General features: G+C 54.5%; 24 protein-coding genes. 20 read left to right on the top strand and 4 right to left on the bottom strand.

The features are described from left to right. Positions 1-8: 8 nt before the first annotated feature. The 4 genes from C173_RS30415 to C173_RS30400 form a co-directional block, all read right to left on the bottom strand. On the bottom strand, positions 9-1,007 hold the full coding sequence (locus tag C173_RS30415) for a sensor histidine kinase (RefSeq protein WP_036732421.1): 999 nt from the start codon (positions 1,005-1,007) through the stop codon (positions 9-11). Beyond that, complete coding sequence (locus C173_RS30410) at positions 1,004-1,708, bottom strand: response regulator transcription factor (protein ID WP_036732418.1); 705 nt, start codon at positions 1,706-1,708, stop codon at positions 1,004-1,006. The genes C173_RS30415 and C173_RS30410 overlap by 4 nt, the downstream gene beginning before the upstream one ends. A gap of 170 nt (positions 1,709-1,878) precedes the next feature. Continuing rightward, the gene (locus tag C173_RS30405) at positions 1,879-2,844 is read right to left on the bottom strand and encodes an MBL fold metallo-hydrolase (RefSeq protein WP_036732416.1); all 966 of its coding nucleotides are present in this window, start codon (positions 2,842-2,844) and stop codon (positions 1,879-1,881) included. Between the two features lie 88 nt (positions 2,845-2,932). Then, positions 2,933-3,508, bottom strand: a complete 576-nt coding sequence (locus tag C173_RS30400) for a DUF6609 family protein (RefSeq protein WP_051478671.1) — start codon at positions 3,506-3,508, stop codon at positions 2,933-2,935. A gap of 238 nt (positions 3,509-3,746) precedes the next feature. Between C173_RS30400 and C173_RS34000 the strand changes: the two genes are divergently transcribed. The 20 genes from C173_RS34000 (at position 3,747) to C173_RS30305 (ending at position 26,356) form a co-directional block, all read left to right on the top strand. After that, positions 3,747-3,905 carry a thiazolylpeptide-type bacteriocin gene (locus C173_RS34000; protein WP_081751417.1) on the top strand — a complete coding sequence of 53 codons (159 nt, stop codon included), beginning with the start codon at positions 3,747-3,749 and terminating at the stop codon, positions 3,903-3,905. Between the two features lie 58 nt (positions 3,906-3,963). Then, the gene (locus tag C173_RS30395; protein ID WP_036732414.1) at positions 3,964-4,122 is read left to right on the top strand and encodes a thiazolylpeptide-type bacteriocin; all 159 of its coding nucleotides are present in this window, start codon (positions 3,964-3,966) and stop codon (positions 4,120-4,122) included. A gap of 55 nt (positions 4,123-4,177) precedes the next feature. After that, the gene (locus C173_RS30390) at positions 4,178-4,336 is read left to right on the top strand and encodes a thiazolylpeptide-type bacteriocin (protein ID WP_036732412.1); all 159 of its coding nucleotides are present in this window, start codon (positions 4,178-4,180) and stop codon (positions 4,334-4,336) included. A gap of 74 nt (positions 4,337-4,410) precedes the next feature. Further along, positions 4,411-6,834: a hypothetical protein gene (locus tag C173_RS30385; protein ID WP_036732410.1), complete on the top strand. Its 2,424-nt coding sequence runs from the start codon at positions 4,411-4,413 to the stop codon at positions 6,832-6,834. A 4-nt stretch (positions 6,835-6,838) separates the two neighbouring features. Beyond that, positions 6,839-7,897 carry a hypothetical protein gene (locus tag C173_RS30380; RefSeq protein ID WP_036732408.1) on the top strand — a complete coding sequence of 353 codons (1,059 nt, stop codon included), beginning with the start codon at positions 6,839-6,841 and terminating at the stop codon, positions 7,895-7,897. Then, entirely contained in the window at positions 7,894-9,732 is a 1,839-nt protein-coding gene (locus C173_RS30375; protein WP_036732406.1) for a YcaO-like family protein, read from the top strand. The genes C173_RS30380 and C173_RS30375 overlap by 4 nt, the downstream gene beginning before the upstream one ends. A gap of 41 nt (positions 9,733-9,773) precedes the next feature. Continuing rightward, a complete protein-coding gene (locus tag C173_RS30370; RefSeq protein ID WP_051478669.1) occupies positions 9,774-10,634 on the top strand; it encodes an ABC transporter ATP-binding protein in 861 nt (286 codons plus the stop codon). Beyond that, complete coding sequence (locus tag C173_RS30365; RefSeq protein ID WP_036732404.1) at positions 10,631-11,356, top strand: ABC transporter permease; 726 nt, start codon at positions 10,631-10,633, stop codon at positions 11,354-11,356. Before C173_RS30370 ends, C173_RS30365 begins: the two co-directional genes overlap by 4 nt. Next, positions 11,340-12,503, top strand: coding sequence for a M20 metallopeptidase family protein (locus C173_RS30360; RefSeq protein ID WP_036732402.1), 1,164 nt, complete (start codon positions 11,340-11,342; stop codon positions 12,501-12,503). Before C173_RS30365 ends, C173_RS30360 begins: the two co-directional genes overlap by 17 nt. 40 nt (positions 12,504-12,543) lie before the next feature. Continuing rightward, positions 12,544-15,102, top strand: coding sequence for a lantibiotic dehydratase (locus tag C173_RS30355; protein ID WP_235192074.1), 2,559 nt, complete (start codon positions 12,544-12,546; stop codon positions 15,100-15,102). Then, the gene (locus tag C173_RS30350) at positions 15,083-16,183 is read left to right on the top strand and encodes a hypothetical protein (protein ID WP_036732400.1); all 1,101 of its coding nucleotides are present in this window, start codon (positions 15,083-15,085) and stop codon (positions 16,181-16,183) included. Before C173_RS30355 ends, C173_RS30350 begins: the two co-directional genes overlap by 20 nt. After that, positions 16,164-17,531, top strand: a complete 1,368-nt coding sequence (locus C173_RS30345) for a hypothetical protein (RefSeq protein WP_036732399.1) — start codon at positions 16,164-16,166, stop codon at positions 17,529-17,531. Before C173_RS30350 ends, C173_RS30345 begins: the two co-directional genes overlap by 20 nt. Then, the gene (locus tag C173_RS30340) at positions 17,473-19,413 is read left to right on the top strand and encodes a TOMM precursor leader peptide-binding protein (RefSeq protein ID WP_036732398.1); all 1,941 of its coding nucleotides are present in this window, start codon (positions 17,473-17,475) and stop codon (positions 19,411-19,413) included. Before C173_RS30345 ends, C173_RS30340 begins: the two co-directional genes overlap by 59 nt. A 12-nt stretch (positions 19,414-19,425) precedes the next feature. Beyond that, on the top strand, positions 19,426-20,340 hold the full coding sequence (locus C173_RS30335; RefSeq protein ID WP_036732396.1) for a thiopeptide-type bacteriocin biosynthesis protein: 915 nt from the start codon (positions 19,426-19,428) through the stop codon (positions 20,338-20,340). After that, positions 20,324-21,151, top strand: a complete 828-nt coding sequence (locus C173_RS30330; RefSeq protein WP_051478667.1) for a SagB family peptide dehydrogenase — start codon at positions 20,324-20,326, stop codon at positions 21,149-21,151. The genes C173_RS30335 and C173_RS30330 overlap by 17 nt, the downstream gene beginning before the upstream one ends. An 18-nt stretch (positions 21,152-21,169) precedes the next feature. Next, entirely contained in the window at positions 21,170-21,952 is a 783-nt protein-coding gene (locus tag C173_RS30325) for a hypothetical protein (RefSeq protein WP_036732394.1), read from the top strand. A 109-nt stretch (positions 21,953-22,061) separates the two neighbouring features. Then, entirely contained in the window at positions 22,062-22,979 is a 918-nt protein-coding gene (locus C173_RS30320; protein WP_051478665.1) for a polyprenyl synthetase family protein, read from the top strand. A 145-nt stretch (positions 22,980-23,124) separates the two neighbouring features. Further along, positions 23,125-23,304 (top strand): competence pheromone ComX, encoded by a 180-nt coding sequence (comX, locus tag C173_RS30315; protein ID WP_036732392.1) that lies wholly within the window; start codon positions 23,125-23,127, stop codon positions 23,302-23,304. Positions 23,305-23,337: 33 nt separating this feature from the next. Next, complete coding sequence (locus C173_RS30310) at positions 23,338-25,719, top strand: ATP-binding protein (RefSeq protein WP_036732390.1); 2,382 nt, start codon at positions 23,338-23,340, stop codon at positions 25,717-25,719. Next, entirely contained in the window at positions 25,697-26,356 is a 660-nt protein-coding gene (locus C173_RS30305; RefSeq protein WP_036732388.1) for a response regulator, read from the top strand. Before C173_RS30310 ends, C173_RS30305 begins: the two co-directional genes overlap by 23 nt. The last annotated feature ends 26 nt before the right edge of the window (positions 26,357-26,382 follow it).

Genomic DNA, 26,382 nt, shown 5'->3' with positions numbered 1-26,382 from the left:
AAGCTAAGCTAAGGATTCGCCGTCAAAATAATCCGCACCACCGTTCCCTCGCAGGTCGCCGATTCCAGCTCAAGCCGGTGTCCGAGACGGTCTGCGGACTCCTTCGTCAGATACAGCCCCATTCCGGTAGACTCCCGCAGTCCGCGCCCGTTGTCGCCGGTGAAGAAAGGGTCGAATACTCGTTTGAGATCAGACGCCTGAATCCCGATTCCCCGGTCCTTGACCTCAATGACCGCATCCGTTCCTCTGAGATAACAGTCTACAGTGATTTTCCGGCCGTTCTCCGTGTTAGCCGCCGCTGAATATTTGATGGCATTGTTCATAATCTGCGACAGCATGAAGAACAGCCATTTCTCATCCGTCTGGGCGGTAATGTCCGGAGCGGAGGCGCGGACCTCGGGGTAGATATGGCTGCGGATGAACAGGCGTCTGTGATCATGGACAACCTCGTTCACCAGCTTCGGCAGGACGACAGGCTTGATGTGGAAATCCTTCTCAAAAGCCCGCAGCCTGGCCATATACAGCACGGTATGCAGTCCGCTGCGCATACGCTCCAGCTCCTCGCGGATGCTGGCAAACTCCGGCTCGTCCATATTCTGCACGGTCAGCTCTATGACCGACAACGGCGTCTTCATCTGATGGACCCATTGGTCGATGAAAGTCAGATGCTGCTCCTGCTGCTGCTTCACCGCCGTCAGCTGCTGCTGATAGTAGCCGTACTGGGTGTGCAGCAGCTGCTCCAGCGCAGTGGATACAGGGTGGTTCTCCAGCTTCTGAAAGGATTCGTCCAGTGTCTCCAGAGGTCTGCTGAGGCGGAGATAATAACGGCGCCTGCTGATATATTGGTAGATTAAGTAGCAGCTGAGGAAGAAGAAGCCTATGAAGACCGCATAGAGCGCGGTCGGCAGATCGCGGTAGCCGTCCAGCCAGTAAATGGACAGCATAGCGCCGAATTGCACGATCTGCACAGCCAATAACAACGCATGCTCACGGAGAAACAGCCTCATGACTCCCCCTCTGACCAGCTGTTGTTGAGCCGGTATCCCGAACCCCTGACGGTAAGCACGGCATCCTCCATCCCCAGCTCCTGGAATTTCTTGCGCACCCGTGCGATATTCACATTCAGCGTATTCTCATCCACAAAAGCCTGCGGGTCCCATAGCTTCTCCAGCAGCGCTTCCCGGCTGGCAACCCTCGGGTAACGCTCCATCAGACTCTCGATGAGATCCGATTCCTTGCGGGTAAGGGGCACGACCGCCTGCCCGTACTGCAGTTCAAGCCTTTCAGGATACAGCATCAGCCCTTCCTTCTCGAGCACCAGCTCCTCGCGTTTAGCCGCATATTCCCCGTAGGCCCGCCGGAGATGGCTGTGGATCTTAGCGAGCACAATTCCGGAATGGAACGGCTTGGTGATATAATCATCCCCGCCGTTCTCAAGCGCCATGATCTGGTCCATCTCACCGTCGCGCGCCGAGATGAACAGCACAGGACAGGTGGAGACCCTGCGGATCTGCCGGCACCAGTAATACCCGTCATAGCTGGGCAGATTCACATCAAGCAGAACCAGCTCCGGTCTCATTTCCTCGAATTCCTGCAGCACCAGGCGAAAGTCCCTGACCCTTACGGCCTCATAGCCATATTTCTCAATAGCCGAGTGCAGCAGATCTGCAATCTTCGGATCATCTTCCACAATCATGATTCTGGACATCTTCACGGCTCTCCTTGTCTTGTTCAGTTAAGTACATATATAGGGGAAGCAGATACACTCTGTTTTGTATTCAAGAAGGGACAGCCTGCATAGAGAAAAGCAAGAAAAGAAGAGATATGCTCTCTTTTCTTGCCTCGTCTGGTTATAAGATGTACATCGAATACTCTCTGTTACTCCCCTGATGCAGTAATCAGGTCATACAGCTTATTCAAATTTGTCTTGAAATAGGTTGTGAAGTACCAAGCCCGGTATTCTTCGGGTATTTCAATCTCTTCAATACTCTGCTGATTCTGAACGGCTTCGGTCACGATGGCGATCATTCTGCTTATGTATCCCTTCACCTCATGAAGCTGTTGCAGGGAGCATACTTCACCATGCCCCGGTATAATCGTCTCCACATCCAACCGCTCAATCTGCTCCAGAATATGCAGCCACTCCTGAGGGTTGGCATTGGCCAGAACCGGATGGTGGTTCGAGAGCACGAGGTCCCCGATGATGACAATTTTATCTTCCGGGAGGTACACAATGGCATCACTTTGTGTGTGTCCTCCGCCATATGTAATGAGCTGCGCGCTGCGGTTGCTGCCGTGAATGGTCATTTGCCGGTCAAAAGTTATCGTCGGCACCGTATGCACCAGCTGCGGCAGCATATTCACAAATTCACGGTCCGTTGCACTCTCCCAGGCCATTTCCTGCTGTAGCTTAGTATCCGTCTCCTGCTGACTTTGCAATTCAGCTTCTTCGATCGCCTCTAGCATCTTCTCTCTGTTGTTCTGGTACTGGGCTACCCGGTCTCTGGCAAATGTATTCATCGTCTCATGAGTGCCCGATGTTGCAATAAGCTGAGCGTCAGGCGCAAACACCTGATTGCCAGTGGTATGATCGCTGTGCCAGTGTGTGTTGATTACATAGGATACAGGGTTCCCTGTGAGATGCTCAGCAGCAGCCTTCAAATCCTGAGCCGCCTCCAGCGTAGCGAATGTATCCACCACCAGAGTGAGTCCCCCCAGATCAATAATGGCCGCGTTTGCGAGTGAGCCTGTGCCTGGAACCGCAACCGCTGCAACGGTGCTATCTGCAACATATTGCAGACGGAAATGCCTGGAGCCTTGAAATGATTCAATCCTGTTCAGCATAGTAATCTCTCCCTTCCAACATGGGAATATACTATACGCTATCTGAGTTCACTAGACAACTTTTAACTTAATCTCCACTTTATTTCCGCTAATTGGCGATATTCGAAGAGCTTGCGAACGGTTCAGCAGCAGCCGGGCGGCCAGACAAGAGGAGTAGAGTCCCCCAGAGCACTTTGACAGCAAGATCCGCATAGACCAAGGCGTGAAAAGACAGCTCCGGCCAGACCATACCGGCCACAGCATTAGTGCTTAGCAGAACAGCCAGCAGAAACATGGAACGTCCATGCACCCAGGCCATCGGAATGAAATGGAGACCTATTGCCAAAAAAGCCCCCAGCCAGACCATCCGGTAATTGCCGTCTCCGAAGTGAGGACCGCCTACCAGCACCATAATCACGAACATTAGAATGATAGAGTAGAGCGTCATTTTGCCCTGAAAGGCGGTTTGTGGTCCGTAGGACAGCTTGCGGCTGACCGCTTTACCGGTCAAGATCCAGAAAAACCCGGCCATATACCCAAGTGAAAATACCGGCATGGAGATCAGCTGCGCTCCCCCCGCAAGCAGCCCCGCAAACAGGATGGCGGCCACCCAGATCAGCCACAATCCGCACACTCTTTTATTCAGATAGCTTCTGCCCCGTACTTGTCTTCCGTCTTCCTTCATTGTCTTCTTCCCCTTATGGATATTTTTGTTGAGCTTTATCAGTATTGACACCTGAATCAGCAGGTTAACCCGCAAAAAACCTGCAGCCGTACCGCAATTTATTTGTGGGAATTACTGGAATGGTAGTCGGTGAAGGCTTGAATAAGCTGTGATACTCTTACTTCAGAAAGACAATAACCACTGAAACGGAGCGCCTGTAAGCAGCATTCCGGACGGACTGAAGGAGGTGAAGTAACCTATGAAATCATTCGATAAAGAGCTTGAAGATCTCGACCTGGAGCTGATTGAACTCGATCAGGTGGAAGCTATTCCATCGACAGCCGCAACCAGCGGCAGCGGCAGTTCATCCACTTGCGGATCATCGTCATGTTCGTCGTGTTCCTCTTCCTGCGCGTAAGACAGACAGATTCACAAGAATACTTAACCACTAATTTTATGAAAAGGATGATGAAAAAATGAAGGATTTAAACAAAGAACTGGAAGATCTGGACCTGGAACTGATTGAACTTGAGCAAGTGGAAGCTATTCCGTCAACAGCCGCAACCAGCGGCAGCGGCAGCTCCTCTACCTGCGGTTCGTCCTCATGCTCGTCGTGCTCTTCTTCCTGTGCTTAAGAGTAACAGTATCGCAATGATAATAAAATACTAATTATGAAAAGGATGATAAATAATGAAAGATTTAAATAAAGAACTGGAAGCACTGGACCTGGAACTGATTGAACTTGATCAAGTGGAGGCTATTCCGTCAACGGCGGCATCCAGCGGCAGCGGCAGCTCTTCCACCTGCGGCTCGTCATCATGTTCGTCGTGCTCCTCCTCCTGTGCCTAATTGTTAGCTAAACCATGGATGGGACGGCATAAGCCGTGCCCATCCAATAAACAATCCCAGAAGGGGGAGCCGTGTTGAGTCGAACCTTCCTGTTTGAAAGACGGAATCATGTTCCTTCCAGTGACCTGATGCAGATTAAGCATGGCTTCTACCAGGAGCTTCTAGCTTATTGTGAAGAACGTAAAGGATTCAATCAGCGTAAGGAATTGCTGCAGCAGCGGCTGTCCGAGCGCATAGAACAAGAGCCGGAGGTACGGATTGCCTATATCCGGCTGCAACAGGGAGTCCGCAAAGGGCGAATTCAGCCCGGAAAGATTCCGAAGGCAAACCGAGTGGCACCGGCGCTTATGGCTGAGGCGCTCTCTCTGGAGCAGACCGGCAGCGGGCTGCTGGAGCGGCATCAGGAATTAAGCATCCGCTTCAAGAACGAATGCCAAATGCAGGAACAGGAGCTGTATAAGCTGTTCCGGCAACAACCGAGTGTGCAGAATGCACTGCTGCTAACTAACTATGAAATGTATTGTTCATTGAACAAATCGTATAGCTCGAAAAAAAGCGGAAAGGTATGGAAAATGATGATGCGTTCTTTTGCCAAAACAGCACCGCTCTCTTCCTTCACTTCAATCTGCCGGGGGCCGGGGACAGGAAGGGAGAGCCGGATCAGCTTCGCACAATGGATTCTCCTTCACTGGTATGAGCTATGGCTGCTGCTTCCCGAGGTGATACGGGCCAGCCGCTATAAGGTGGAGTACAGGGAGCAAGAGGGAACCCTTCTTACGGAGGGAAGCACTGGACCGCAGGCGGCAGAGCCTGGACTCTATATTAGAACGAAGCGAAGTTACCGCCTGAAGACACCGGCTGCCGCCAAAATCCAACCGGGCAGTATCGTCACCCTGGATGAACTGGCGCTGATCTGGAACGAAAGCCTAGAAGCTATGACAGCCAAGGCGGTTCAGCTGCTGCGCTGCGGCTACCTCAAGAATACGATCCACAGGGAGAGCGGGCCGCTTACACTGGAGGTATTCATCGAGACCGTTTCTGCGTTTCGTCCCGCAAGCAGCAGGATACAGTCCCTGGCTCAGCATCTGGAAGCCATCCGTCTGTTGTCCGGTCAGCTCGAACTGACCCATGAGGTTGCGCAAAGGGAGAGGTTGCTGGAAATCGCCCAAAAGCATGTGAACCGCTGCTGTGAATGGCTTAGATGGGAAGGCAGATATCCGGCCAACCCGTTTAATGAGGACAGCTACACAGATGCACCAGCCGGTCCGTCTTTGGAAGTGGAAGTGGAGCCGCTTCGTGATCCGCTTGCAGAGTGGGCTGAAGTGCTGCCGGTGTTCGATAACCGCCTGAAGTTCCGGCTCTATATGGAGCATCATCTGCACGATACGCTCCCTGTGGCCTATGCCTCTCTTCAGCCAAGCCTGTCCAGGTATGCCGCAGAGTATGAGCAGCATGTAGCGCTGAACAGAACCTGCAGGGGAAGTGTATTCGAGAATGCTCCCGCAGTAGCGCATCTGGAGGAGCTGAGAGATCAGTACCGGATGAAGCTGGCTGCCGCAGCATCGGGAGAGGATGTTGCACTAGAGCGTGCGGATCTGGCTTCACTGAAGGCAGGGCTGCAGGCCCTCCATATCCGCCAGCCTGCCACAGCAGGCTTCTGGCTTCAGCAGAGCGGCGCCGGAGAGCTTGTATTGAATGATTGCAAGAACAGCTATCTGGCTTATTCCATGTATCATTTGCCGGAGAGCCATGAGGCTATCGCTGAACGGATCAAAGAAGTGCTCCACTGCGGAGAGGAGGCGCAGCTAATCACCTACTCGCCCTCCTGCGGGTTCAATCCCAATATGAATGGTTTTGCAGAGGGCAGTAGCCTGGCTGCGGAGCTGCGGGATGCCGTACTGATATGGAATGCCGAACGCACCAGCTTCGAGCTGCAGTCCGGGGAGCAGCGGGTGGTTCCCCTATATACAGGTATGCTTGCCCCGGCTTGTCTGCCCGAGGAATACAGGAATCTTGCCTTACTCACCCAATCCGGTTTCCTCACTGGAACTGGACTGGACTATGATGAGCTCGCCGTTGATGAATGCCTGCATATCGGCAGAATCAGCTACGGGAAGCTGATCCTGCACAGAAGGCAAACCATTCTTCACGAGAAGCTGTTTGCCGGGGTAACCCCGGATTTCGACGGATATCTGCGGCTTCATGAGCTGCTTGAGACCTATCATGTTCCGCTGCATTCATTCGTCCGGCTGTTTCCTGTCCGCTACAACAGGCTACACATCGAATATGGCGAATCCGGGCTGCATAAGCCTATTTTTCTGGACGCAGAGGAGCCGCAGTATTGTATGGAATGGCTTAAGCACAGGGAACGCTGCCGCAGGCAGCACGGGGAATTGGCCGTTGTGTTCGAAGAGGCGCTACCCGATCCGTATGACAATGAATATACCGCTGAGTTTGTGTACGAAATGCATAAAGAACCGCTCAGAAGGGGGGGATAAAGCGATGGGCGAGCAACCGGTACGTATTCTGGAAGCTAAAGAGGGTACTGAAGTCATTGGCCGCAAAAGGAGGATCAGGCTCAAAACGGCAGGTTATGAGCAGCTTGTCGGGTTATTCACACATCCGCAGCCGTCTCCTGCCGCAGCACAGCGGCTGGCGGATCTCCGGCACAAGCTGAACGGAGCAGAGCAGATGGCCACAGAGGCAGATGCGTATGAACTGGGTGACCGGGTCATTCTGTCCGCCGGAGTCTGTCCACGCTGTCTGGGCTTACAGTATCCTGCAGCAAGCCGGTTCAGATTCCCGCTTCCTGCCTTTATGAGAGCCGGGAAGTATACCGGTAATAAGCTGGTCAGATTAGATGCCTTCGGACTTCAGTCCATCCAGTCTCTGCCTGAAGTAGCTCATGCCGAATGTTGCCCGCTTCAATGCAGTCTGCTGGAGCATCTGCAGGAGGCGGCCTTTGACGAGGGGGTTCTTTCACAGGAGCTGGTAAGCGCAGTGGTCAAGAGCATCGATTTCCGCTTCGACCGTTATTGGAGGCTGGACGCTGATGCCGGCGGCCGGGCGGTGAGCTTCGCCGGACCCAGCAAACGCCGGGTACTGGAGGATCTGTATGCCTATCTGCTGGAGCACTGCTACAGCTATCGTCAGCTATCGCCGGGGTTAACCGACCAGGCCGCCTACCTGCATTACCTGAACCGCCAGGGAGCCGGGGATGCCGAAGAACTGGAGCAGGGGGATTTGGCTTCAGGCCGCCTTGCCTTCTGGCCGGATACGGAGCCGCCGCTTCCTTCACAGGTCAGATATAAGAAGTTACAAGCCCTCATGATTGTGTATCTCATAGAGGCTGAATACGAGGGGAAGCGGTATAACGCAATCGGTGAAGACCTGGAAGACGCGGTATTCCGGGTATGGAACCAGATTCGTAGAGGAGATAGTGATCCCGCCGGTCCTTACCCGTCCCCTTTTCCTGAAGCGGGCTATGGTGCGCTTTGCCGGTATGAGGACGGTCTGTCCCGCAGATACGGCTTCTCTCTCTTAGGAGGTGAACGGCGATGAAGACAGCAGTAACGACATTGGATCAGGCGGTGCACCGCCTGGAGGAACAGGTGGTTCTTGAGCTCGGCGGGGAACGGCTGCTATGCTTCATAGCCTACGCTCACCAGACGGGCAGGGAGCGGGTCTGGCCCCGCGAGGAGAGATTTGCGCTACTGCAGGTGGATGTTCATGAAGTGCTTGCCGGGCCTATATTCAATCCGGGCGGGATAGGCTGTCCGTCCTGCTTCGGGCAACGGAGGAACGAGAACCTTAGGGCGAATGAGCGGCTGCCCGGGGATGAAGGCCGGAGTGAGCTCATTGGAAGCTACAGCGTGGATGGAGAGCTGGTACAGGAATGTCTGGCTCTGCTGCTCCGGCAGACCGGGGTGCCCGGCGTGCTCGACTATTACCGGCTGGAACCCGGCGGCAATGTCCGCAGGTACTCCTTCTGGCCTGCACACCGTTGTAAGCACTGTGACGCAGCTGAACCGGAGGACGACACCGCCCTAATCCGCCAGGCGTTTGAACGGCAACCGATGTTCCGGTATGGCGATTCATACCGGGCTCAGCCTACTGCGGTATGCGATGCCGTATTCGCGCCAGGCAATGCAGATTCCAATTTTATGATCTACAGGGATAGAAATACCCGTTCCTTCTTTTCGCTGACCAGCTTCTTCAGAATCTATAGGGAGGAGAAATATGAGCTTGGCATAGGCAGCTCAACGGATTATAGAGCCAGCGAGCTAAAGTCGAGGTGTGAGGCGCTGGAACGTTATGCGGGAATGCACCCGCGCGGCCGGGAAGGGCTGAGTGTCAGATCCGGCACCCGGAGCCTGCAGCAACGGGAGACAGTCATCGATCCGCTGCTGTTCACCGATGCGGTGAAGGGAAGCGGACAGATAGCAGCTTACCAGGAGGAGCTGCCCTTGAATTGGATACCTGCCTTTGACTGGAAGCGGCAAGGCACAGTGTATGTCCCGGAATGCCTGGCCTATTATAAGCCGGATGACGGGTATTCAGCCGGGCCGAGGATTTACAAAGGCAATTCCAACGGAAATGCCCTGGGCATAACCCTGCTGGACGGTATCTATTATGCCTGTCTGGAGCTGATTGAGCGGGATGCCTTCCTGAACCACTGGTACCTGCGGCGTTCACCGCCCGAGATCTTGCCGGATTCGGTAGAGAATGCACAGATCCGTTATATGACCGGACGGCTTACGGCGCTCGGGTATACCGTGCAGCTGTTCGACATCACGATGGAGACAGAGATTCCTGTCATTTGGGCCCTCTGTCTGGGACAGACTGAGAACCAGTTCGCTGCCTACAGTACGGCGGGTGCCCACCCCCATCCGGAGAAGGCCATCCTCTCGGCGCTGGAAGAAATGCTGCTGGCGCTGGAATACTACGGCACTCATGCCGCAGAGATCCGTGAGAAAGCCCGGCGCATCCGCCATGAAGGGGTACGGCGGGTCGAGGATCATCCCATTCTCTATTTCCTTCAGGAAGAACGGCATCACTTCAGCTTCCTGAATGGCGGCGGTCAATACAGCATCCGCGAGCGGTTTGCCCGGTTCTACGGGGAGCTTCAGCATACGGTGATTGATCTGGCGGAAGAAACCTCAGCGCTGCTGAACCGGATGACGGACCATTACGGCGAGGCGTTCATCGTCCGTCAGACACCAGAGGGCTACAAGGCGCTTGGACTGGAGGCGGTCAAAGTGCTTGTACCTCAGATGCAGCCGATGTGGTTCGGTGAACCAGGCCGGATGCTCTGCGGACGGCGCATCCGGCAGGCTGCACAGTACTGGGGGATGGATTCGGCGGAGGTCAACCAGGCGCCCCATCCCTTTCCCTGAACACTATAAACGATAACAGAAAGAAGGAGAATAACTTGCAAATGCTGCTGAAATTAGAAGCTGTAGAGAAGCGGTTCAAGGATAAGCAGGTGCTGGCCGGAGTGAGCTTTGATGTGGCGGAAGGCGAGAGTATCGCCTTAATCGGACCGAACGGGGCGGGCAAGACGACGATGATCCGCTCTATTCTAGGGCTTACCAGTATCGATGCCGGGGTCATAGAGCGGCATTTCGATAACCACAAGGATGTCGGAATGATGCTGCAAAAGGATCTTTTCCCCGATGGACTGCGGGTCAAGGAGCTGATTGAACTGCATAAGAGCTATAGCAAATCCAAGGTGGATACGAATGAGCTGCTTAAGGCCGGGGATCTGGTGCAAGAGACGCGCAGTATGGTCCAGAGCCTGTCCGGCGGGCAGAAGCGCAGACTGTCTTTCGCACTCTCTCTGGTAGCCAATCCGAAATTGCTGTTCCTGGACGAACCGACGGTCGGCATGGATGTTACCGCCTGCAGAATGTTCTGGAGCAAGATCAAGGAGCTGCAGGGGCAGGGCAAATCCATATTCGTAACCTCACATCATCTGGATGAGCTGAACGACTTTTGCCGCCGGTTTATTTTTCTCAAAGAAGGGAAGGTCGCTGCGGTTGTAAGCAAGGAGGATCTGAATGCTCAAAAAATCCTCGTTGTCCATCCCGCGCAAGCAGAGGAAGCAGAGGAGCTACAGCGCCGGTTCGGCGGTCTGGTGGAGGATGGAAGGCTGTATGTCTTTCATCCGGCGGAGCAATCCTGGCTTGTGGATGTCTTGAAGGAGCAGCAGATTCCTTATGAAGAACGGCTTAAGGAAGTGAAGGATTGCTACCGTGAAATCTATGACCACTATGAAGAAGGAGTGATGCAGGCATGATTACAATTATCCGCTATGAAATTCTCAAGGTGCTGCGTAACAAGAGGTTTGTATTTTTCACACTCGTGATGCCGCTTGGGTTCTTCCTTGCTCTGAATGCCTTCGTGAAGCCTGATCACGGCCAAGGGGAGTTTATTACTTATCTTGCGGTATTCTGTACCCTGTTCGGAACAGCGGGCAGCGGACTGAATACGCTGAGCACCCGGGTGGCCAAAGAGAAGTCTTATATCGGCAGCATCTACACCGTCACCCCTTACTCGCCAGGCAAGTTCATCTTCGTCACCGCTCTGGTTCAACTGATCCTGAATGTGGTGATCGCGGCGGTAATCATCACGTTTGGCGCCGCTGTCTTCCACCTGAGAATGGACACGGTGCTGCTGAAGATGGAGCTGCTGGCGCTGTACTCCAGTCTATATTATATTTTCCTCGGCCTGATTCTCGGCTTCCTGCTGGACATTGTGTCGCTGCAATCGATCTCCTTCCCGCTGTACCTGGGCTTCATGTCCATGAACATCACGAATGATCTGGGATTCTCGGTTCCGGGCTTCATGACCCATATCCAGCGCTTCTTCCCGGGCTATTATCTGAGCAAAGCGGTTAAGACCCTTTATACCGGAGGCGATGCCCTTCAAAGTATTCTGATGATGACGCTGAACATCGGGCTGCTGCTGATCGTAACTCTCGTAGTCTACCGCTACAAAAAGAATGCAATCGTCGCTTAAGCAAGGCTCCGGTGAGCTGGAGGAGCTGCGGAGGACCCGCAGGGAACTGCACCGCATCCCTGAGCTTGCCGGGCAGGAGAAGAAGACGAGGGCATACATTGAGGATTACATTGTTAGGTATACCACCCGGATCAGAATCGAGCATTCGTCGGAAAAAGGGATCATCGCTTCCTATCAGGGCGGCGCCGGATTACCGGTCATCGGCTTCCGGGCAGAGCTGGATGCCCTGCCGGTTGAGGATACCAAAGCGGATGCTCCTTATCGAAGCGTGCATCCCGGGCTAAGCCATGCGTGCGGACATGATGCCCATATGTCCATTCTGCTGCAGCTCATCCGTTGGGTGGACCGGAGCGCACCGGCTGTGAACTGCCGCTTTATCTTTCAGGCGGCCGAGGAAGTGATGGCGGGAGCGCGGGAGCTCATTCCCCTGCTCCGGGCGCAGAAGCTGGAATACCTGTATTCGCTTCATGTCACACCGGATCTGTATGCCGGGTATTTCTCCCTGCGGCCCGGCCTTGCCCTGGCAGGCTGCCTGAACGCGGAGCTGCTGCTGGAGCTGGCCTCCGGCCATGCTTCTGACCAGCCGGATGTTCTCCGGGTGATCGCCGAGGTGCAGCATTTCCAGGAGGCCTATAAAACAGCCGGGCAGTTCTGCAAGATCACGCATGTGGAAACGAATGGCTACTATAATGTGATTCCGGACCGGCTGAAGCTGTATCTTACAATCCGCTCTGCGGAAGCGGACGCACTCCGGGACGGGTATCGGCAGCTAATGGATGCCCTAACCGCATCCTCTCAGGTGCGGGGGATTCTGGACAGCCGGATTATTTCCGAGTATCCCTGCTGCTTGAATGATCCGGCGCTGACCAGGCTTACGGCCCGGCTGCTGGGTACCAGGTTTGGCAGGGAGCAGGTGCTGGAGGCGCCGTTCCTGTTCTCCAGCGATGACTTCGCCTTCTATGCCAGGGAACTGCCCGGCGTCAAGACCTGCTATTATTTCATCGGGGCTTATGTGCGGGAGAATAACAACGTTCACACCGGAGCTTTTGACATTGACGAGAATGCATTGCTGTTTGGACTCAACAGTTATCAGGCCATTATTCAAATGTTCGGGCAGGCCGGCCGGTCCCGGAGGGTCCCCGAATAAATAGACAGGAGTGGGAAAGATGCGGGTAGCACCCCTTTATGTGTACAGACAAACCAATTTCCCGCTTAGATATGTAGCCCAGTATATGGGGAATCTTAGCGGGCGGTATACAGCGGTGCGGCAAAGCGCGGGCGAACCAGCGCTGCGGCTGGCTGATATCACGGAAGAAATGCAGCGGCAGATCGGCAGCCTGGAGCGGGATGACGAGCGGATGGAGGCGATCCGGTTCAAGCGTGACTTCTTCAATGAGCGAGCCAGCGCCGAGAAGCGGTACAGCCAAGTGGAAGCCCTGTTCACCGAAGAGCTGCGCGGCGAGACCCGGCAGGTATTCGCCTTGCGGCAGCAGCAACGGGAACGGATGGAAGAGGTACAGAAGGAATTCGAGGCGCTTGCCGCAGCGGACCGCCGCTGGCTGCAGGGAATTTATCTGGAGGACCGGGAGCTGCGGGATGCCCTGACGTTTGTGAACAGTGCGATAACAGCCAAGCTGGCTAAATACTTGCGGACTCCGGCTGAGGAGCATGACCGGAATCTGCGCAAGCTCGATTATACCCTGGTTAAATTTCTGACCCGGGCCAGCATGAAGACCAGTCCCTTCGCTAATCTCACCTACTCCGGGATCGGAAACTTCAGCGGTGTGAGGAAGACAGGCGCCAAGCGGCTCTATCCCCGACTGAATGATTCGCTGATCCTGCAAATCTACGACAAGCTGTTTCTTGAGCCGGAGTGGATTACGCGGCTCAAATACCGCCTGAATGCCACTTGCGTGGAGCTCGAGGGGAAATATTATATTACTGTGCTGCAGAACACCAAAGGTGAACGCCAATTGTATAAATCGAGACAGGGGCTTGTTACACTGCGCGCCAGTGAAGCACTGCATAAGCTGTTCGGGAGACTTAAGGAGGTGGAGGTGCTCTCCTATCCGGCCATGCGGGAGCTCTTCAACACTCTTGGTGTCTCCGGCGAACAGGCAGACAATACCCTGCGCCAGCTGATCAGCAATGGGGTGCTGGAGCGGACTGACTATCTGAACGAGCAAGCAGGCAATCTGCCTGAAGAGCTGCTGCGGAAGCTGGAACGCTACGGTGTAGATCACCCGTGTATTCCGCTGCTGCACGAATTGAACGCCTTGACCGGACAATTCAGTGACTCGCTGGATATGGAAGCTACGGATCGCCTGTATGAGTGTGCCGAAGCGCTGGCTGCATTGTTCGGCCTGGAGCCGATGCCCCGCCGCAGCCTGCTGTATATTGACGGCATTGATGAGACGGTGCAGACCCAGGACTATGCAGGCCGGCAAGGGCGGCTGGCCCAGTTATCCCGTTACCAATGGCTGATGATGTGCTTCGACACGGTCGTTAAGATGCAGTTCGCCGCAGGTGAGTTCTTCAAGAGCCATTACGGTACAAGTTACATTCCCGCGAACTCGCAGGAGGCTTCAAGGGTACTCCGGGATATGGCCCAGGTGTTCTTCTCGGACCCGGAGTTATTGAAGGAGACCTCCGGACTGTTCAACTGGGATAAAGCATTCAGCCATAAGAAGACTCAGCGTCTGCACAATATCGCCAGCCGCTTGACGGGATTCCTGAACGAAGCCGCCGCGCAGGATGAGATTGTCCTCTCTGATACACAGACAGCAGCCTGGCAGCGTGAGATTCAGGAGGTGCTCGGGGACCGCCTGCTCTCACACTCGTTTTTTGTACAGGAGAGCGGGGAACGTATGGTACTGAACCATATGTATAAGGGGTTCTCGATTTATTTCGCCCGGTTTCTGAAGTATCTGGAGGACTCCGGCAGCGAATACGCCGCTTATCTGCGGGAATGCTTCGATGGGAATCAGGTGGCAGATATCCGCAATACCTTCGGCTTCAATGCCAATATCCGCAAGAGAACGGTGCAAAAAGAGATCGCCTTGCCCATTCAGTCTATGACCGAGAGCGGGCAGTCCCTCTCATGGCTGGATTTGGGTTTCCGGTACAATCCCTCCACGGAAAGCCCTGAGTTCTTTGATCCTACGACAGGTAACACCGTGCGTCCGCAATTTCTGGGTACACTGGTGCTGGTAGCCGCCCCGGCAATTCTGACGACCTTCGATATCCTGTCCTCGCATGGGACCAGTTATTTTGACCTTGGGGAGCTGGTTCTGCGTGAGAGGCTGAAGCCGGCAGGAGGAACGGATGAGACGGTCATCCATGTTCCCCGGATTTGGCTGGGCGAACATGAACTGATGGTTTCCCGGGAGAAGTGGCTGCTCAGCACTTCAGCCTTATCGGGAGCGCTCAGTGAGAAGGAACGCTTCACAGCCTGGAAGCGCACCATTGATTATTGTGATAGTAACGGTATTCCTACCCGGTTCTTCGCCAGGCCGTTCAGCACAAGCACAGAACCGGCTTCAGAGGCGACAGAACGCAAGCCGCAATTCATTAATTTATCCTCGCCGCTGCTCTTCCAGGTATTCCTGCAGCTTGCGGCCAAGGGAGAACATCTCTTAATCGAAGAGGAGTATCCGGTCGCGGACACGGAGCTTGATCATGTGCTGGAGTATACCTACGAAATTACATGCGGAGGGGAAGAGGAATATGCAGCTGCGAACTATTAATTGTTATTTATACGACAGCAAAGCGACTGCCTTACTGGTCCGGTCCATCCTGTCGTTCGTCCAGACCTCGAAGCTGGAGAATCTCATTCTGCAGAAAAGCTGGGTCTATGGGTTCCATCTTAAAGTTACGCTGGACGCCTCTAATGCCAATCCGCAGCTTGAGGATATGATCCGCCGTCATGCGGAGCGGTATTCCAGAGAACGATCTGAGGATGAATACGTGAAATACGAGCGTATGGTGAATAAGCTTGCCCTAATGGAGGAGTATTCCGGGACGTTCCTGCCGCTTCGCCGTGACGGTGAGGTGACGGTAGAGGAGGGAAGCATGCTGACCCACGGCAATCCGCTGTGCAGCGCCAAGGTGAATTACAGCATTGAGCTGCTCAAGAGCCGGCTGATTGCGGATATTTATGAGTCCTGGGTGGAGCTGCCTGAAGACAGGCAGAACGTGGAGGCGGCCAAGATGTTTTTTATTACCGGCAGCAACAGTCCAGGGGGGCTAAAGATAGGATATCTGTCGCTCCGCTCCAATTTTGAATATTTCAAAACCCAGCTGGCCGAATTCAGAAAAGATGAAAGGATGGAGTCCAGAATACACGAAGCTCTGCATGGCCGGACGGATACCGAAAAGAAATTTATAGCAAGCGGAGTGCAGAGCTTTACCGAGGGCCGGTTTGAGCGGGAGTTTATTTTTGGGCGGCTGCGGATCTTCATCAGTTCATTGTGGACGATGCTGGAGCAGGCGTATGAACGGGGAGAGCTGGTGCATGACAAGCTGTATTACGGCGATGATTTCTTCGAACGCCATGATCAGGTCAGTACGTTTCATCAGACCTTTTTCTCCAACCCCGATTTCCTGAAGCATTATCACGATAAAGGGTTCGTCGTCTACCGGTTCGTAGCCGCTGTCCTGTATTCCTTAATGCCGATGCTGGAAATCTCACCTCTGCGCAAGCAGCGCATCACCGGCGTGGCCTCCGAGAGTGTGGAATCAGGCTACGGGATGGATTGGAAGGATGCTTACAGTTATCTGGAGATGAAGATGGCGGGAGAGAGTGAACATGACACACTGGTTCATTAGACGGGAGGAGCGGCTGTATCTATATGGCAAGCAAGGGCTGCACCAGCTAAAAGCGAACCCGCAAACCGCCCGTAAGCTTAAGGAGGCCGTGTTCGGTGACCGCTCCGCAAACTGGATGCCGGTTGACGAGGCGCTGGCGGCGCGGCTGCTTCCCGGTGAGCAGCGCTCTGCGTCTTCTGGCGGGAATTCGGACGGTACTCTTACGCCTCGCGGGGAATGGCAGCTGCGGGTGATCACTCCCGACAAAGCGCTGCTGCTGCGCAATCTGACGCCAGGTGACGAACTGGAGATCACTGCTGCCGTGGAGGAAGGCAATCCGCAGTGGAAAAGTGCAATGGCTCAGCCCCTTCTGCTTAGCTATGCAGAAAGTATAGCTGCGGCCTGCGACGGCCTTCAGGACGAGGAAGCACAGGCAGCCAAACGCGTCATTCAGATTGACCTCGGCGGGGCCAAAACTGTGGTTGAGCCCAAGCGGCTGCTCACCGATGTTCTGCGGACAGCAGTCAGAGAAACGCGGAGTGATCCTGCGGAGCCGGCGGAGGCTGTGGACTGGACTTCATGCCTGGATGCCCTGGAGCGTCTGGAGAATCAGCTTGTGCACAGCTTTGTGTATCATGGAAATGATCTTTTGCAGATTCCCTATAAAATAGCCACCGCTTCTGACGGAAGCTACTATAGCGGCGAGGGGAATGCAGAGCAGATCGTCCGCGCCTCCTGCCGCAATCTGGAGCGGCTGCTGAATCAGGTTCATTCCGGCCCGCCCGGAGAATGGCTGGTTACGGCAGGGCGGCAGCACAGATTAGAACGGCAGACCGAGCAGCTCTTCACGGCATGGGAAGCTGCGGGAGGCCCGGCAGTGCTGGAAGGCCGGAAGCTTGCCTTCGCGGAGCTCGCGGGGAATACGCGGATTCAGGCTATGATCCGCCGTTTCGTCCCACAAGCGGAGCAGCTTGAGATCTATGTAGAGCGGATTCCCGGAGTCGGCGCATATCGTGCTGCTGCCGGGAGGGCAGGAAGCGCCTGGACAGACGGCTGCTGCGCTTCCTCTCAGCAGGAGGCCATTCAGGCAGTGTTAATCCGGTTCTACGCTCAGGTGCAGCAGAATGGTATCCGCGTTTCCAGCCCATATGCCGCAGATGAGCGGAAGAGCGCTGCACCGGTGGAGCCGCCGGAGCAGGAGCTGACAGAAGCATTCCGGGACAAGTATAGCAGCATGGAGCTGTTGATTCCGGTTCTGGAGAATACGGGAATAACCATCTTGCATGTGCAGCGAAAGGAGGAGAGAGGCGATGAAGGAAGCCATGTTATACCGGACGGACAGTCTGTTTCTGCGGGAAGTTGTTCTTGAGCTGGAGAAGCAGAAGATCCCTTACCGCTTGACGGATGAGCGGGTTGTAGCAGACAGCTCCGTGCTGTTCGTCATCCTGGATCATTTGCTGGAGGAGGACCTTAGTCCCTTCTACCGGGAGGTTCCCGGTCCGGGCGGCGTCTTCTTCTTCCATCTTCTGCTGGACACGCTGCTTGTGGGTCCTCTGTATCATGAGGCAGACACCGGGGGCTGCATGGCCTGCCTGCAGCAGAAATATAAGGATACCGGAAGGGAGGGACTGTTGCCGCTGCTGTATGGCGAGAAGACAGAGTACGTGGCTCAACCGCAGGCAGCCGGATTCGCTGCCGATTGTATCCGCGGCGCCCTCCTTGCGGCGGACCGTCTTCACCGCTACATAGGCCATGTTGAGCATATCCACTGGGATGCTCTGCGCGCGGAAGGTTATCTGTTGCGGAAGCATAAAGGCTGTCCCGTATGCTCGGCGGCAGCTCCATCCGTGGCTGCCCCGCGTCATCGGCAGACGGCAGATACGGTGAAGCAGGGCAGACGCACCTACCGGCTGCGCTCAGAGCTGGATACAGAGGCTATCCTGCGCAAGTGGTATGATCCCGATGGCGGAACGATCACCCACCGCTACCGTGAACTGCGCTCCTCCTATATTGAAGCCGGCGGAATGGAGCTGCGGATAGGACCAGCTTATGTTGAGACCGGATTCGGCCGGGCCTACCGGAGGCCGGAGGCCATGAAGCTGGCGGTGCTTGAAGCCCTGGAGCGGTATTGCGGAATGTGTGACCGGACCGCGCCTGCGGCAGAGAGATTCTCCTATGAGCAGCTCTCAGGGCAGGCGGTGAACCCTGCTGTGTTCGGTCTTCACGATGCTGAGACCATGGCGCATCCGGCCTACAGACTGCAACATTACAAGGAGAGTCTGCCTGTGTACTGGACACCGGTGTTCTCAATGAGGGAGCACAGGGAAGTACTGGTGCCGGAGCAGCTGGTGTACTTCGCGGACGGACATTTCAGAATAGGAACCAACCGGTTCGTCTATGACAGCTCTAACGGCCTGGCACTGGGCAGCACCTGGGAGGAGGCGGCCTTGCATGGTCTATTCGAGGTCATTGAACGAGATAACTTCCTCTGCGCCTGGTATAACCGGCTTCCCCTGCGGGAGATCGATATTTCCGGCAGTCCGCTGGAGGCGCTGAAGCAGCTTATATATTTCCTGGAGCTGGAAGGTATTCAGATCCGCTTCTTCGATATTTCAATGGAGCTTAAGGTGCCCAGTGTATGGGCGCTGGCGTACGATACGCGCGAGGGGGCTGTCATGAAGGCCTATAATGCCGCCGCCGCCCATGTCATTCCCGGCAAGGCGGTGGAATCCGCAGCGATGGAGGTTATCACCTCGCTGCCTATCTATGCGGCGGAGCTGAAGGAAGGCGGCAGTGCATACACACGGGCGCAGCAGCTTGTGAACAATCCCGGGGCGGTTACTGAATTCGAAGACCATGTTCTGTATTATGCCAGCGAGAGCAACTGTGTCCAGGCGCTGGACTTTGTACTGCGGGGAGATGGGCGGCAGAAGGCATCCCTGGAGGAGCTGTACCCCGATGCCTATGATCCTGGAGGCCGGTTCACTCATGATGATCTGGCCGGTGATCTGGAGGAGCTGGCCGCTGCTGTCATTGACCGTTACGGGGAGCTGTATATAGCCGACGTGACTCCGGATGAAGTGGCGGACTTCGGTTACCGTGCGGCCAAGGTGCTGGTTCCCGGCATGATGCCCATGACGTTCGGAGAGCAGCATAGACGCGTGATTAAGGAAAGGCTAATCCGGGAAAGAGAGCGGCGGGGGCTGGACAAGGATTTTACGGTCAACCCCGACCCGCATCCTTTTCCATAAGGAGGGGTATTTATGCAAACGTGGAAAAGCTACAGGGTGTATTATCAGTTCCAGCCGGGCTATGACGGACTGATTCTGCTGCTGGCCGAACAGCTTGAGCGGCTCGCGGCCAGGGGAAGAATCTCGAAATGGTTCTTTCTGAGATATTGGGAAGACGGCCCGCATATCCGGGTGCGGTATCTGATGGATGGAGAGCTTGGCGAAGAAGAGCTGTTTGACAAGGTGAGAGCATATATTCAGCGCTATCCCTCGATCCGCAAGCTGAGCAAGGAAGAATATTTCCAGGGCCATAAATTCGACGGGGAGCCGCTTGAGCTGCAGAATCTGGACTGGTATGAGGAAGGCGAGATCATCAGTAAGCTGTATGAACCGGAAGTTGAGCGATACGGCGGTGCTTCACTGATGCCGCTGACGGAATCTCTGTTCATGGAGTCCAGCAGGCTGGCCGCCGGTATCTTGGAGCTGACGGCAGGCAGCACCTTCACCCGGCGCCTGCTTACGGGAATGCGGGTGCTGGAAGAGCTTGCGGAGAGTTTCTTTACCCGAATTCCCCGCCTGGGGGAGGTCCATTCCTTCTACCGCAAGAGTGCGGAGAGCTGGCAGCGGCTGTATCAGCTCGGCGACATGGAGCTTACATCCAAGCTTGCCCGCTGGTGTACGGCGCACCCCGACTGGCGGGATTCAGTGGATAGTCTGCTATGGAGCCAGGGTAATTACCGTTGCCTGCGGAATGCTCTGCTGGACGGCTATGCTGCCATTGCAGCAGCGGAGCAGAATGAACAGCGGATAAGATCCATCCTGTATTCGCACCTGCATATGCTGAACAACCGCTGCGGAATTAGTCCTGAATATGAATATGCGCTGTACCGGACGCTCTGGAGTCTCACAATCAATCAGGAGGTGGGTTCAAATGTTACCATCCCATAATCAGATATCCGAGTTCTATGATTATGATCTGCTGTTCGAGGAAATAGCCGGGGAGGAGCCACGCTCTGTGGCCTGGCGATTCAACCAGCGGCCGCTGGACAACTACGAGTTCCCCGGCAATGAAGTCCCGCTGGAGGAATACCTGGACATGGTCAGTCTGGAGCGCGGCCCGTCCCTGCCGGAGAAATATGAGGTACGGCTCGACAAGCTGCTGCTGAAGCGCAGATCTACACTGCTGGGCCAGATGGGGGCGTCCTGGTCGCTGGACGAGCTGGCTGCCATGCTGAGCTGGTCCGCCGGACCGCGCGGTGAGGACCGGCATATGGGAAGTCATCATGCAGGCAAGCAGATCTCCATGCGGACCTACCCTTCGGGCGGTGCGATGTATTCTATCAAGCTGTACATGTATATCCGTGGAGTGGAAGGGCTTGAGGACGGTGTGTATTATTATGCGCCGCTGCAGCAAGAGCTGTACCGTTTCCGCAGCGCACTGCCGCCGGAAGAACTGGAGCATCTGTTCCCCATGACCCTGTACAAGACGGATGCGAGAAGTCTGGCGCTGGAGGGCGCGTCCATTCTGCTGTTCTTCATGGCGGATTTAACATACAGCTTCAAGAAATACGGCCGTCTGGCCTATAAGCTTGCCTTGCTCGAAGCCGGCCATATTGCCCAGAATGTACAGCTGATCAGCACCGCAATGGACAAGAATACGCTGCCGATCTGCGGGTATTTTGCGGACAAGGTAGAGGAGCTTCTGCTGCTAAGGGAGCATAAATACCAGCACTGTGTGTATGGCATAGTGCTAGGCTAAACGAAGGAGGAGAAGGACATGTTGAATGCTTTTTTTGAGCTGCAGGCAGCAGAAGATACGCTTCAGGTCATGAACTGCTACCGCCGGACCAGCCCGCTCTACACGATCTCCCACCGTGATCCGGTGCGGCTGAAGCGGGTGCTTGAAGACCGTCAGCTCTCTGCCGATTCCAAGGGAGCGGGGCGGCTGTATGAGAATGGCATCCTGGTGGACCCTGTCCATCTGGCGGTGCTTGAGCGCTTCAAAGAGATGTTCGCGGGTGTGGATGCCGACGTTGACCCGTATGCATTATCACTCGTACTGACCCGCGGGTATCTGCGCTCCGAGATTCGGGTCATCCGTTATGCCGGAGCAGCTGTCCCCTTTGCTTATGCTGCGGCACCGTTAATCAAGGATGAGAATGCCCCGCAGCATCATCTCGTCATGTACAGTGATCCCTCGCAGCTGCGGAGATTGCGAGAGGAGGTTGACTTGACACGCAGGGATACTATATTTCTCTGCCGGGTGGCCGAAGGGGAGATTACGGAGATCGGGCCGGTGTATGCGCTGCATCCCTCCTTTTGCTTCGACTGCCTGATCGACAGGCTTGAGACCTATCATATCCGGTGGACAGGCCCCCTGGCAGGGGAACGGTCTGCTGTGCTGGAGGACGAATTCCTGCGCGCGCTCGTCGATCATTACAGCTCCTACATTACGCTCCTCTCTAATGTACATGAGCGTAAAATGATATTAGATGCCAGTGCAAAGCATTATACCAGCCTCATTTCCCCGCGTTCCGCTCACTGCCAATGTCAAAAATAGAGAATGAGAGGGTTTCTTTTACAGGAAAACAATGGAATTCTCGGACGGTATCTATTAAAATGAACCATGAGAAGCAGAAGATGATAGACGCAGATGCGGGGGACGGTTCATGGAGTATTTTATGGGAAATGTCATGTCCGAATTTCAGACTCAGATCGACCGGTATTTCCGGGTGAAGCTGCTGCACGAAGCTGCCCAGGCGGCCATCAATATGAAGTGTTCAGAATCATTGCTGTTTGGCAAAATGACCCTTCTGCACTACCGGATGTTCGGCGGGGAGGATTCCGGGATCTATAAAGCGGCTGCCGCCGTGGAAATGATGATTCTGGCGCTTGATATCATCGATGATATACAGGATGAGGATCATGCGGATATGCCGTGGTGCCAGATGCCAAAGGAGATCGCTCTTAATCTAGCCCTCGGCTTCCTCAGCCTCTCCCAGGAAGTGCTGATGGATAGCGACATGCCTGACGAACACGCCAGGAGCATTGCAGCATTATTCAATAATCAGCTACTCGCAGCGATTAACGGACAGACGCTTGACCTGTTGAATGAAATGGAGACCGAAGAGGATTACCTCATCATGGTGCGGCAGAAGTCAGCGGCGCTCCTTGTGTGTGCCTGTATGACCGGTGTAATTCTGGCTACAGGAAGTGCGGATCAGCGCGTAGCCGAATATGCCGAAGAGATCGGAATTGCTGCCCAGATTAAGAATGACTACCGGGATCTGTTGAACTGGGAAGGCAAAAATGATTTCATCCGCCGCAAGCGGACGTTGCCTCTGCTGTTCCTGCTTGCGGAGATCGGGGAGAACGATAGGTGGATTGCAGAATACTTTGCCGGCGGCCTGGAGCCGGAGGATGTGCTGCACCGGTTCGCCGAATTCGGCGAGGCTGTGGAACGTACGGGCACCCAACTGTATACCTCGGTGCGGATGCGTTCGCATTATTACCGGTTCCTGGATGTCATTAACCGTATGGAGCTGGACTCCAAATGGCGGGATCTCATTATTGAGGCCGCAATGTAGCTCACGGAACCCCGTAATACCGCATGCGGAATACCGTAACAGATTGGCGGTAATTACGGGCCACAATGTCGTTTTGCTCAGGGAGAGAACCTGATATATTGGTTGCAGGAAGAAGAAACGAGCCAATAATAAGGGGGAGCAGATTATGTTACAAGAAATCATTCGCAAGTTGGTACAAGAGCCGGGGTCCCTGATGCAGCTACAGAGCGGACAGTTCCAGCTTGCCGGAATGTCTGCGCTGGAAGAGCGGGCGCTGATGGATGTGATGAACAGCCGCGATAAAGATCATGGCCAGACTCTTCTTAGAGAGATGTACTGGTGTTAAGAGCTTACAATATATTCCTGGAGGCTTGTCTCATTGCCTAAACTATCTAGCCATCATCCCAAAATTATAGCGGGCCTGTCCCTGTTTATCCTTCTGGCCATGTATTTGGCCTATGTGATTCTATCCCGTCCTGTGATAGGCATCGATGTGAAGTTAACGCCGCAAGGCAGGGTTACGGTAACCAGCGTTGCAGCAGGCAGCTGGAGCGAGCAAAAAATTCACCCCGGAGATACGGTTCTTCAGGCTAATGGGGAGGATCCGCTGCTTCTGGAGACGATCCGCAAATATAACAGTATTGAGAATGTGGATTCACTCGTTATTGAGCATACGGGACCGGAGGGAAATTCGGTGACCACCAGCATGGAAGTGGAGCCGGGCTTGTCTGCGCATGAGCTGATCTTCCGCCTGCTGATCCCCGGCATTTCTTTGCTGCTGCTCTTCGGGTTCTCCGTATACGTATACCGCAAAAAGCGGAATGACCGGGCTGCGCTGCAGCTTATCCTGTTCTTTCTCAGTATCGGGTTAAGCTACTTCAGCTCAACGCCCTCGGGGATGGCGGATAAGGTAGGGAGAGTATGCCTGGGTACCAGCTTCGCTGTCGTTCCCGTTTTTTTCGTCCACTTTATGCAGGTCTATCTTATGCGGTTCAAGGAGCCGTTCCTGTCCAGAGCCGTTCTGAAAGTGATGTATGCCTGTGCAGCTCTGGTGAGTGTGCTGATGTTTCTGGATGTGGCGCTGACGCGGCGGATTCATCCGCTCGAAACCCAGACGCTGCTGATCTTTTTTGTAGCCGCCAATTTCCTGATTGTCTATAAGCTGATCTCTGGCTTCCGCAAGCACCGGACGGGTGAGCTGCATACCTTGTTCAAGTTTGCCTTGACGGCGCATACCGTAGCTTTTTCACCGTTCCTGCTGTTTAACGCTCTGCCGGGGCTGTTTGGCGTGACGTTTATTTCTGCAGAAATGACCGCGATCTTTGTATATGCGATTCCTGTCGTATACTTCTATCTTTTTGTTACCCATAGACTGTTTGATATTGATTTTCTGCTTAACCGGCTATTTTATTATACGGCGCTTTCGCTGGTTCCCGCGCTGCTGATCCTTGGGGTGATGGGGCTGCTGATTCACCAGAATCCGTACGGCTGGATTGTCTGGGTTCAAATTTTTCTGGCTATCTATCTGATGATTACGCTGTTCCTGTTCTTCAAGGAACTGATGGATTACCGGCTGCGCCCGTATTTCATGAAGGATTTGCAGGATTTCCAGGGGAGCATTGACCGTTTCGCCAAACGGATCTCGAAGGTGATGAAGCGCTCGGATCTGGAGCAGATTCTGGAGCGGGAGACCCTACTGGTGCTGCCGGTCCGCAATGTTTCTTTTTTGGAGATTACGCGCGGGGATGAGCAGAGTCAGGTTAGTGTTACCAGTGACGGGAGAGCCGATCCCCAGATTGAGCGGGACCTGGAGCAGGCGGTAAATGGTCTTGCTGTTGGTGAAATGACCCGGATGTACCGGGGGATCTGCCTGGTGATTGGAAATTATGGCCCCGCCCGGCATATTCTCTGGATCGATGACAAAACCAATTACACGAGCTTTAACTATGCTGAAAAAAACTGGCTGAAAACCATAGCGCATTACAGCAGTATAATCTATGAGAATCTGTATCTCGTAGCGGGACTGATTGAGAATCTGGAGGGTGAAATCAAGAACCGTAATGCGCTGGCGCCGCCATGGGTGCTGCGTCTGATCTTCACCTTGTCCGAGAACGAACGCCGCCGGCTGGCCTCCGACCTGCATGATGCAGCGCTTCAGGACCAATTGATCTGGTACCGCAAGCTGGAGTCGCTGATGCTGGATTATCCGATGGAGCCGGGCCTTCTCGTGCAGCTCGATCAGATTAAGGAGGGGCTGCTGGATGTCATACACCAGATCCGGCAGACCTGTAATGAGCTTAGGCCGCCGCTGTTAATGGAGATGGGCATTGTGGAAGCCTTGAAGCAGTTGATTCAGCAGGAGCAGATCCGTTCCGACTACACGGTGGAGCTTCAGACGGAACCTGATACCATAGAAATGGATGATGTCCAGATTCTGGCGGTGTACCGCATCGTTCAGGAGCTGCTCAGAAATGCTGACAAACATGCCAAGGCCTCACATATCATATTGTCGCTGGAATCCCATAGCGGGAGATTATACTTCTATTATAAGGATAACGGGAGAGGGCTGGATCTCAAGGAGCTTAAGGATTCATTCGGCCATATGGGGATATCCGGTATTCAGGAGCGTGTGCGGAGTCTGGACGGCGAGATCAAATTTGTATCGGCGCCGGATCAGGGATTTGAAGTACGGCTTGTGCTTCCGCTGGCAGCCGGCATTGAAGAGGGAGGTTATGATGATGATTCGTATATTACTGGTTGACGATCATCCATCGGTCTGCGAAGGGACCAAAACTATGATCGAGCAGGACCCCGAAATGGACGTAACCGTGTCGTACAGTTCACCGGAGGCGCTGGAAATGGCTGCATCGGGGGAATACGACCTGATGCTGTTTGATCTGAATATCCCTGTGCTGAGCGGACTTGAGCTGACCAAGAGACTGATCGGCATCAACCCGGAATTTCGGATTCTGATCTATACGGGCTACGAAATCAGCTCGAACTTCAACATTCTGGTGGAAGCCGGGGTCTCTGGCATCGTCAGTAAAACAGCGAGCAGAGAACAGCTGCTTACCGCCATCCGCTGTGCGCTCCGGGGAGAATCCGTCATTCCTGTCAGCCTGCTCAGGCAGCTTCGCCGCAGTGACATGCGGGTGTCTGCCTCCCATGATGAGCAGCAGATGGAAGACATCTCTATTAACGAGCGGGAGCAGGAGATTCTGCAGGAGGTGGCGGAAGGCCGCAGCAATAAGGACATTGCCAGTAAGCTGCTGATGAGCCAGCGTACCGTAGAGTATAATCTGACCCGGGTGTTCGAGAAGCTCGGCGTCCATTCCCGTTCCGAGGCTACAGTGAAGGCCAAGCAACTGGGACTAATCGGAGACCGGAATTTTTTATAGACCCCGGGCTTCTGGCAATATGAATC

The organism is Paenibacillus sp. FSL R7-277, assembly GCF_000517965.1.
GTDB lineage: Bacteria > Bacillota > Bacilli > Paenibacillales > Paenibacillaceae > Paenibacillus_AQ > Paenibacillus_AQ silagei.
The sequence above is the reverse complement of the archived record's forward strand: the minus strand, read 5'-3'. Positions and strand labels throughout refer to the sequence as shown.

Bases quoted from the DNA above. Each gene is read 5' to 3' on its own strand.
- C173_RS34000 (WP_081751417.1), top strand. From the start codon at position 3,747: ATGAAATCATTCGATAAAGAGCTTGAAGATCTCGACCTGGAGCTGATT.
- C173_RS30320 (WP_051478665.1), top strand. From the start codon at position 22,062: ATGGAGTATTTTATGGGAAATGTCATGTCCGAATTTCAGACTCAGATC.
- C173_RS30350 (WP_036732400.1), top strand. From the start codon at position 15,083: ATGCAGCTGCGAACTATTAATTGTTATTTATACGACAGCAAAGCGACT.
- C173_RS30360 (WP_036732402.1), top strand. From the start codon at position 11,340: ATGCAATCGTCGCTTAAGCAAGGCTCCGGTGAGCTGGAGGAGCTGCGG.
- C173_RS30325 (WP_036732394.1), top strand. From the start codon at position 21,170: ATGTTGAATGCTTTTTTTGAGCTGCAGGCAGCAGAAGATACGCTTCAG.
- C173_RS30345 (WP_036732399.1), top strand. From the start codon at position 16,164: ATGACACACTGGTTCATTAGACGGGAGGAGCGGCTGTATCTATATGGC.
- C173_RS30305 (WP_036732388.1), top strand. From the start codon at position 25,697: ATGATTCGTATATTACTGGTTGACGATCATCCATCGGTCTGCGAAGGG.
- C173_RS30370 (WP_051478669.1), top strand. From the start codon at position 9,774: ATGCTGCTGAAATTAGAAGCTGTAGAGAAGCGGTTCAAGGATAAGCAG.
- comX (WP_036732392.1), top strand. From the start codon at position 23,125: ATGTTACAAGAAATCATTCGCAAGTTGGTACAAGAGCCGGGGTCCCTG.
- C173_RS30330 (WP_051478667.1), top strand. From the start codon at position 20,324: ATGTTACCATCCCATAATCAGATATCCGAGTTCTATGATTATGATCTG.
- C173_RS30375 (WP_036732406.1), top strand. From the start codon at position 7,894: ATGAAGACAGCAGTAACGACATTGGATCAGGCGGTGCACCGCCTGGAG.
- C173_RS30335 (WP_036732396.1), top strand. From the start codon at position 19,426: ATGCAAACGTGGAAAAGCTACAGGGTGTATTATCAGTTCCAGCCGGGC.
- C173_RS30365 (WP_036732404.1), top strand. From the start codon at position 10,631: ATGATTACAATTATCCGCTATGAAATTCTCAAGGTGCTGCGTAACAAG.
- C173_RS30380 (WP_036732408.1), top strand. From the start codon at position 6,839: ATGGGCGAGCAACCGGTACGTATTCTGGAAGCTAAAGAGGGTACTGAA.
- C173_RS30415 (WP_036732421.1), bottom strand. From the start codon at position 1,007: ATGAGGCTGTTTCTCCGTGAGCATGCGTTGTTATTGGCTGTGCAGATC.
- C173_RS30405 (WP_036732416.1), bottom strand. From the start codon at position 2,844: ATGCTGAACAGGATTGAATCATTTCAAGGCTCCAGGCATTTCCGTCTG.
- C173_RS30395 (WP_036732414.1), top strand. From the start codon at position 3,964: ATGAAGGATTTAAACAAAGAACTGGAAGATCTGGACCTGGAACTGATT.
- C173_RS30400 (WP_051478671.1), bottom strand. From the start codon at position 3,508: ATGAAGGAAGACGGAAGACAAGTACGGGGCAGAAGCTATCTGAATAAA.
- C173_RS30340 (WP_036732398.1), top strand. From the start codon at position 17,473: ATGAAGGAAGCCATGTTATACCGGACGGACAGTCTGTTTCTGCGGGAA.
- C173_RS30390 (WP_036732412.1), top strand. From the start codon at position 4,178: ATGAAAGATTTAAATAAAGAACTGGAAGCACTGGACCTGGAACTGATT.
- C173_RS30410 (WP_036732418.1), bottom strand. From the start codon at position 1,708: ATGTCCAGAATCATGATTGTGGAAGATGATCCGAAGATTGCAGATCTG.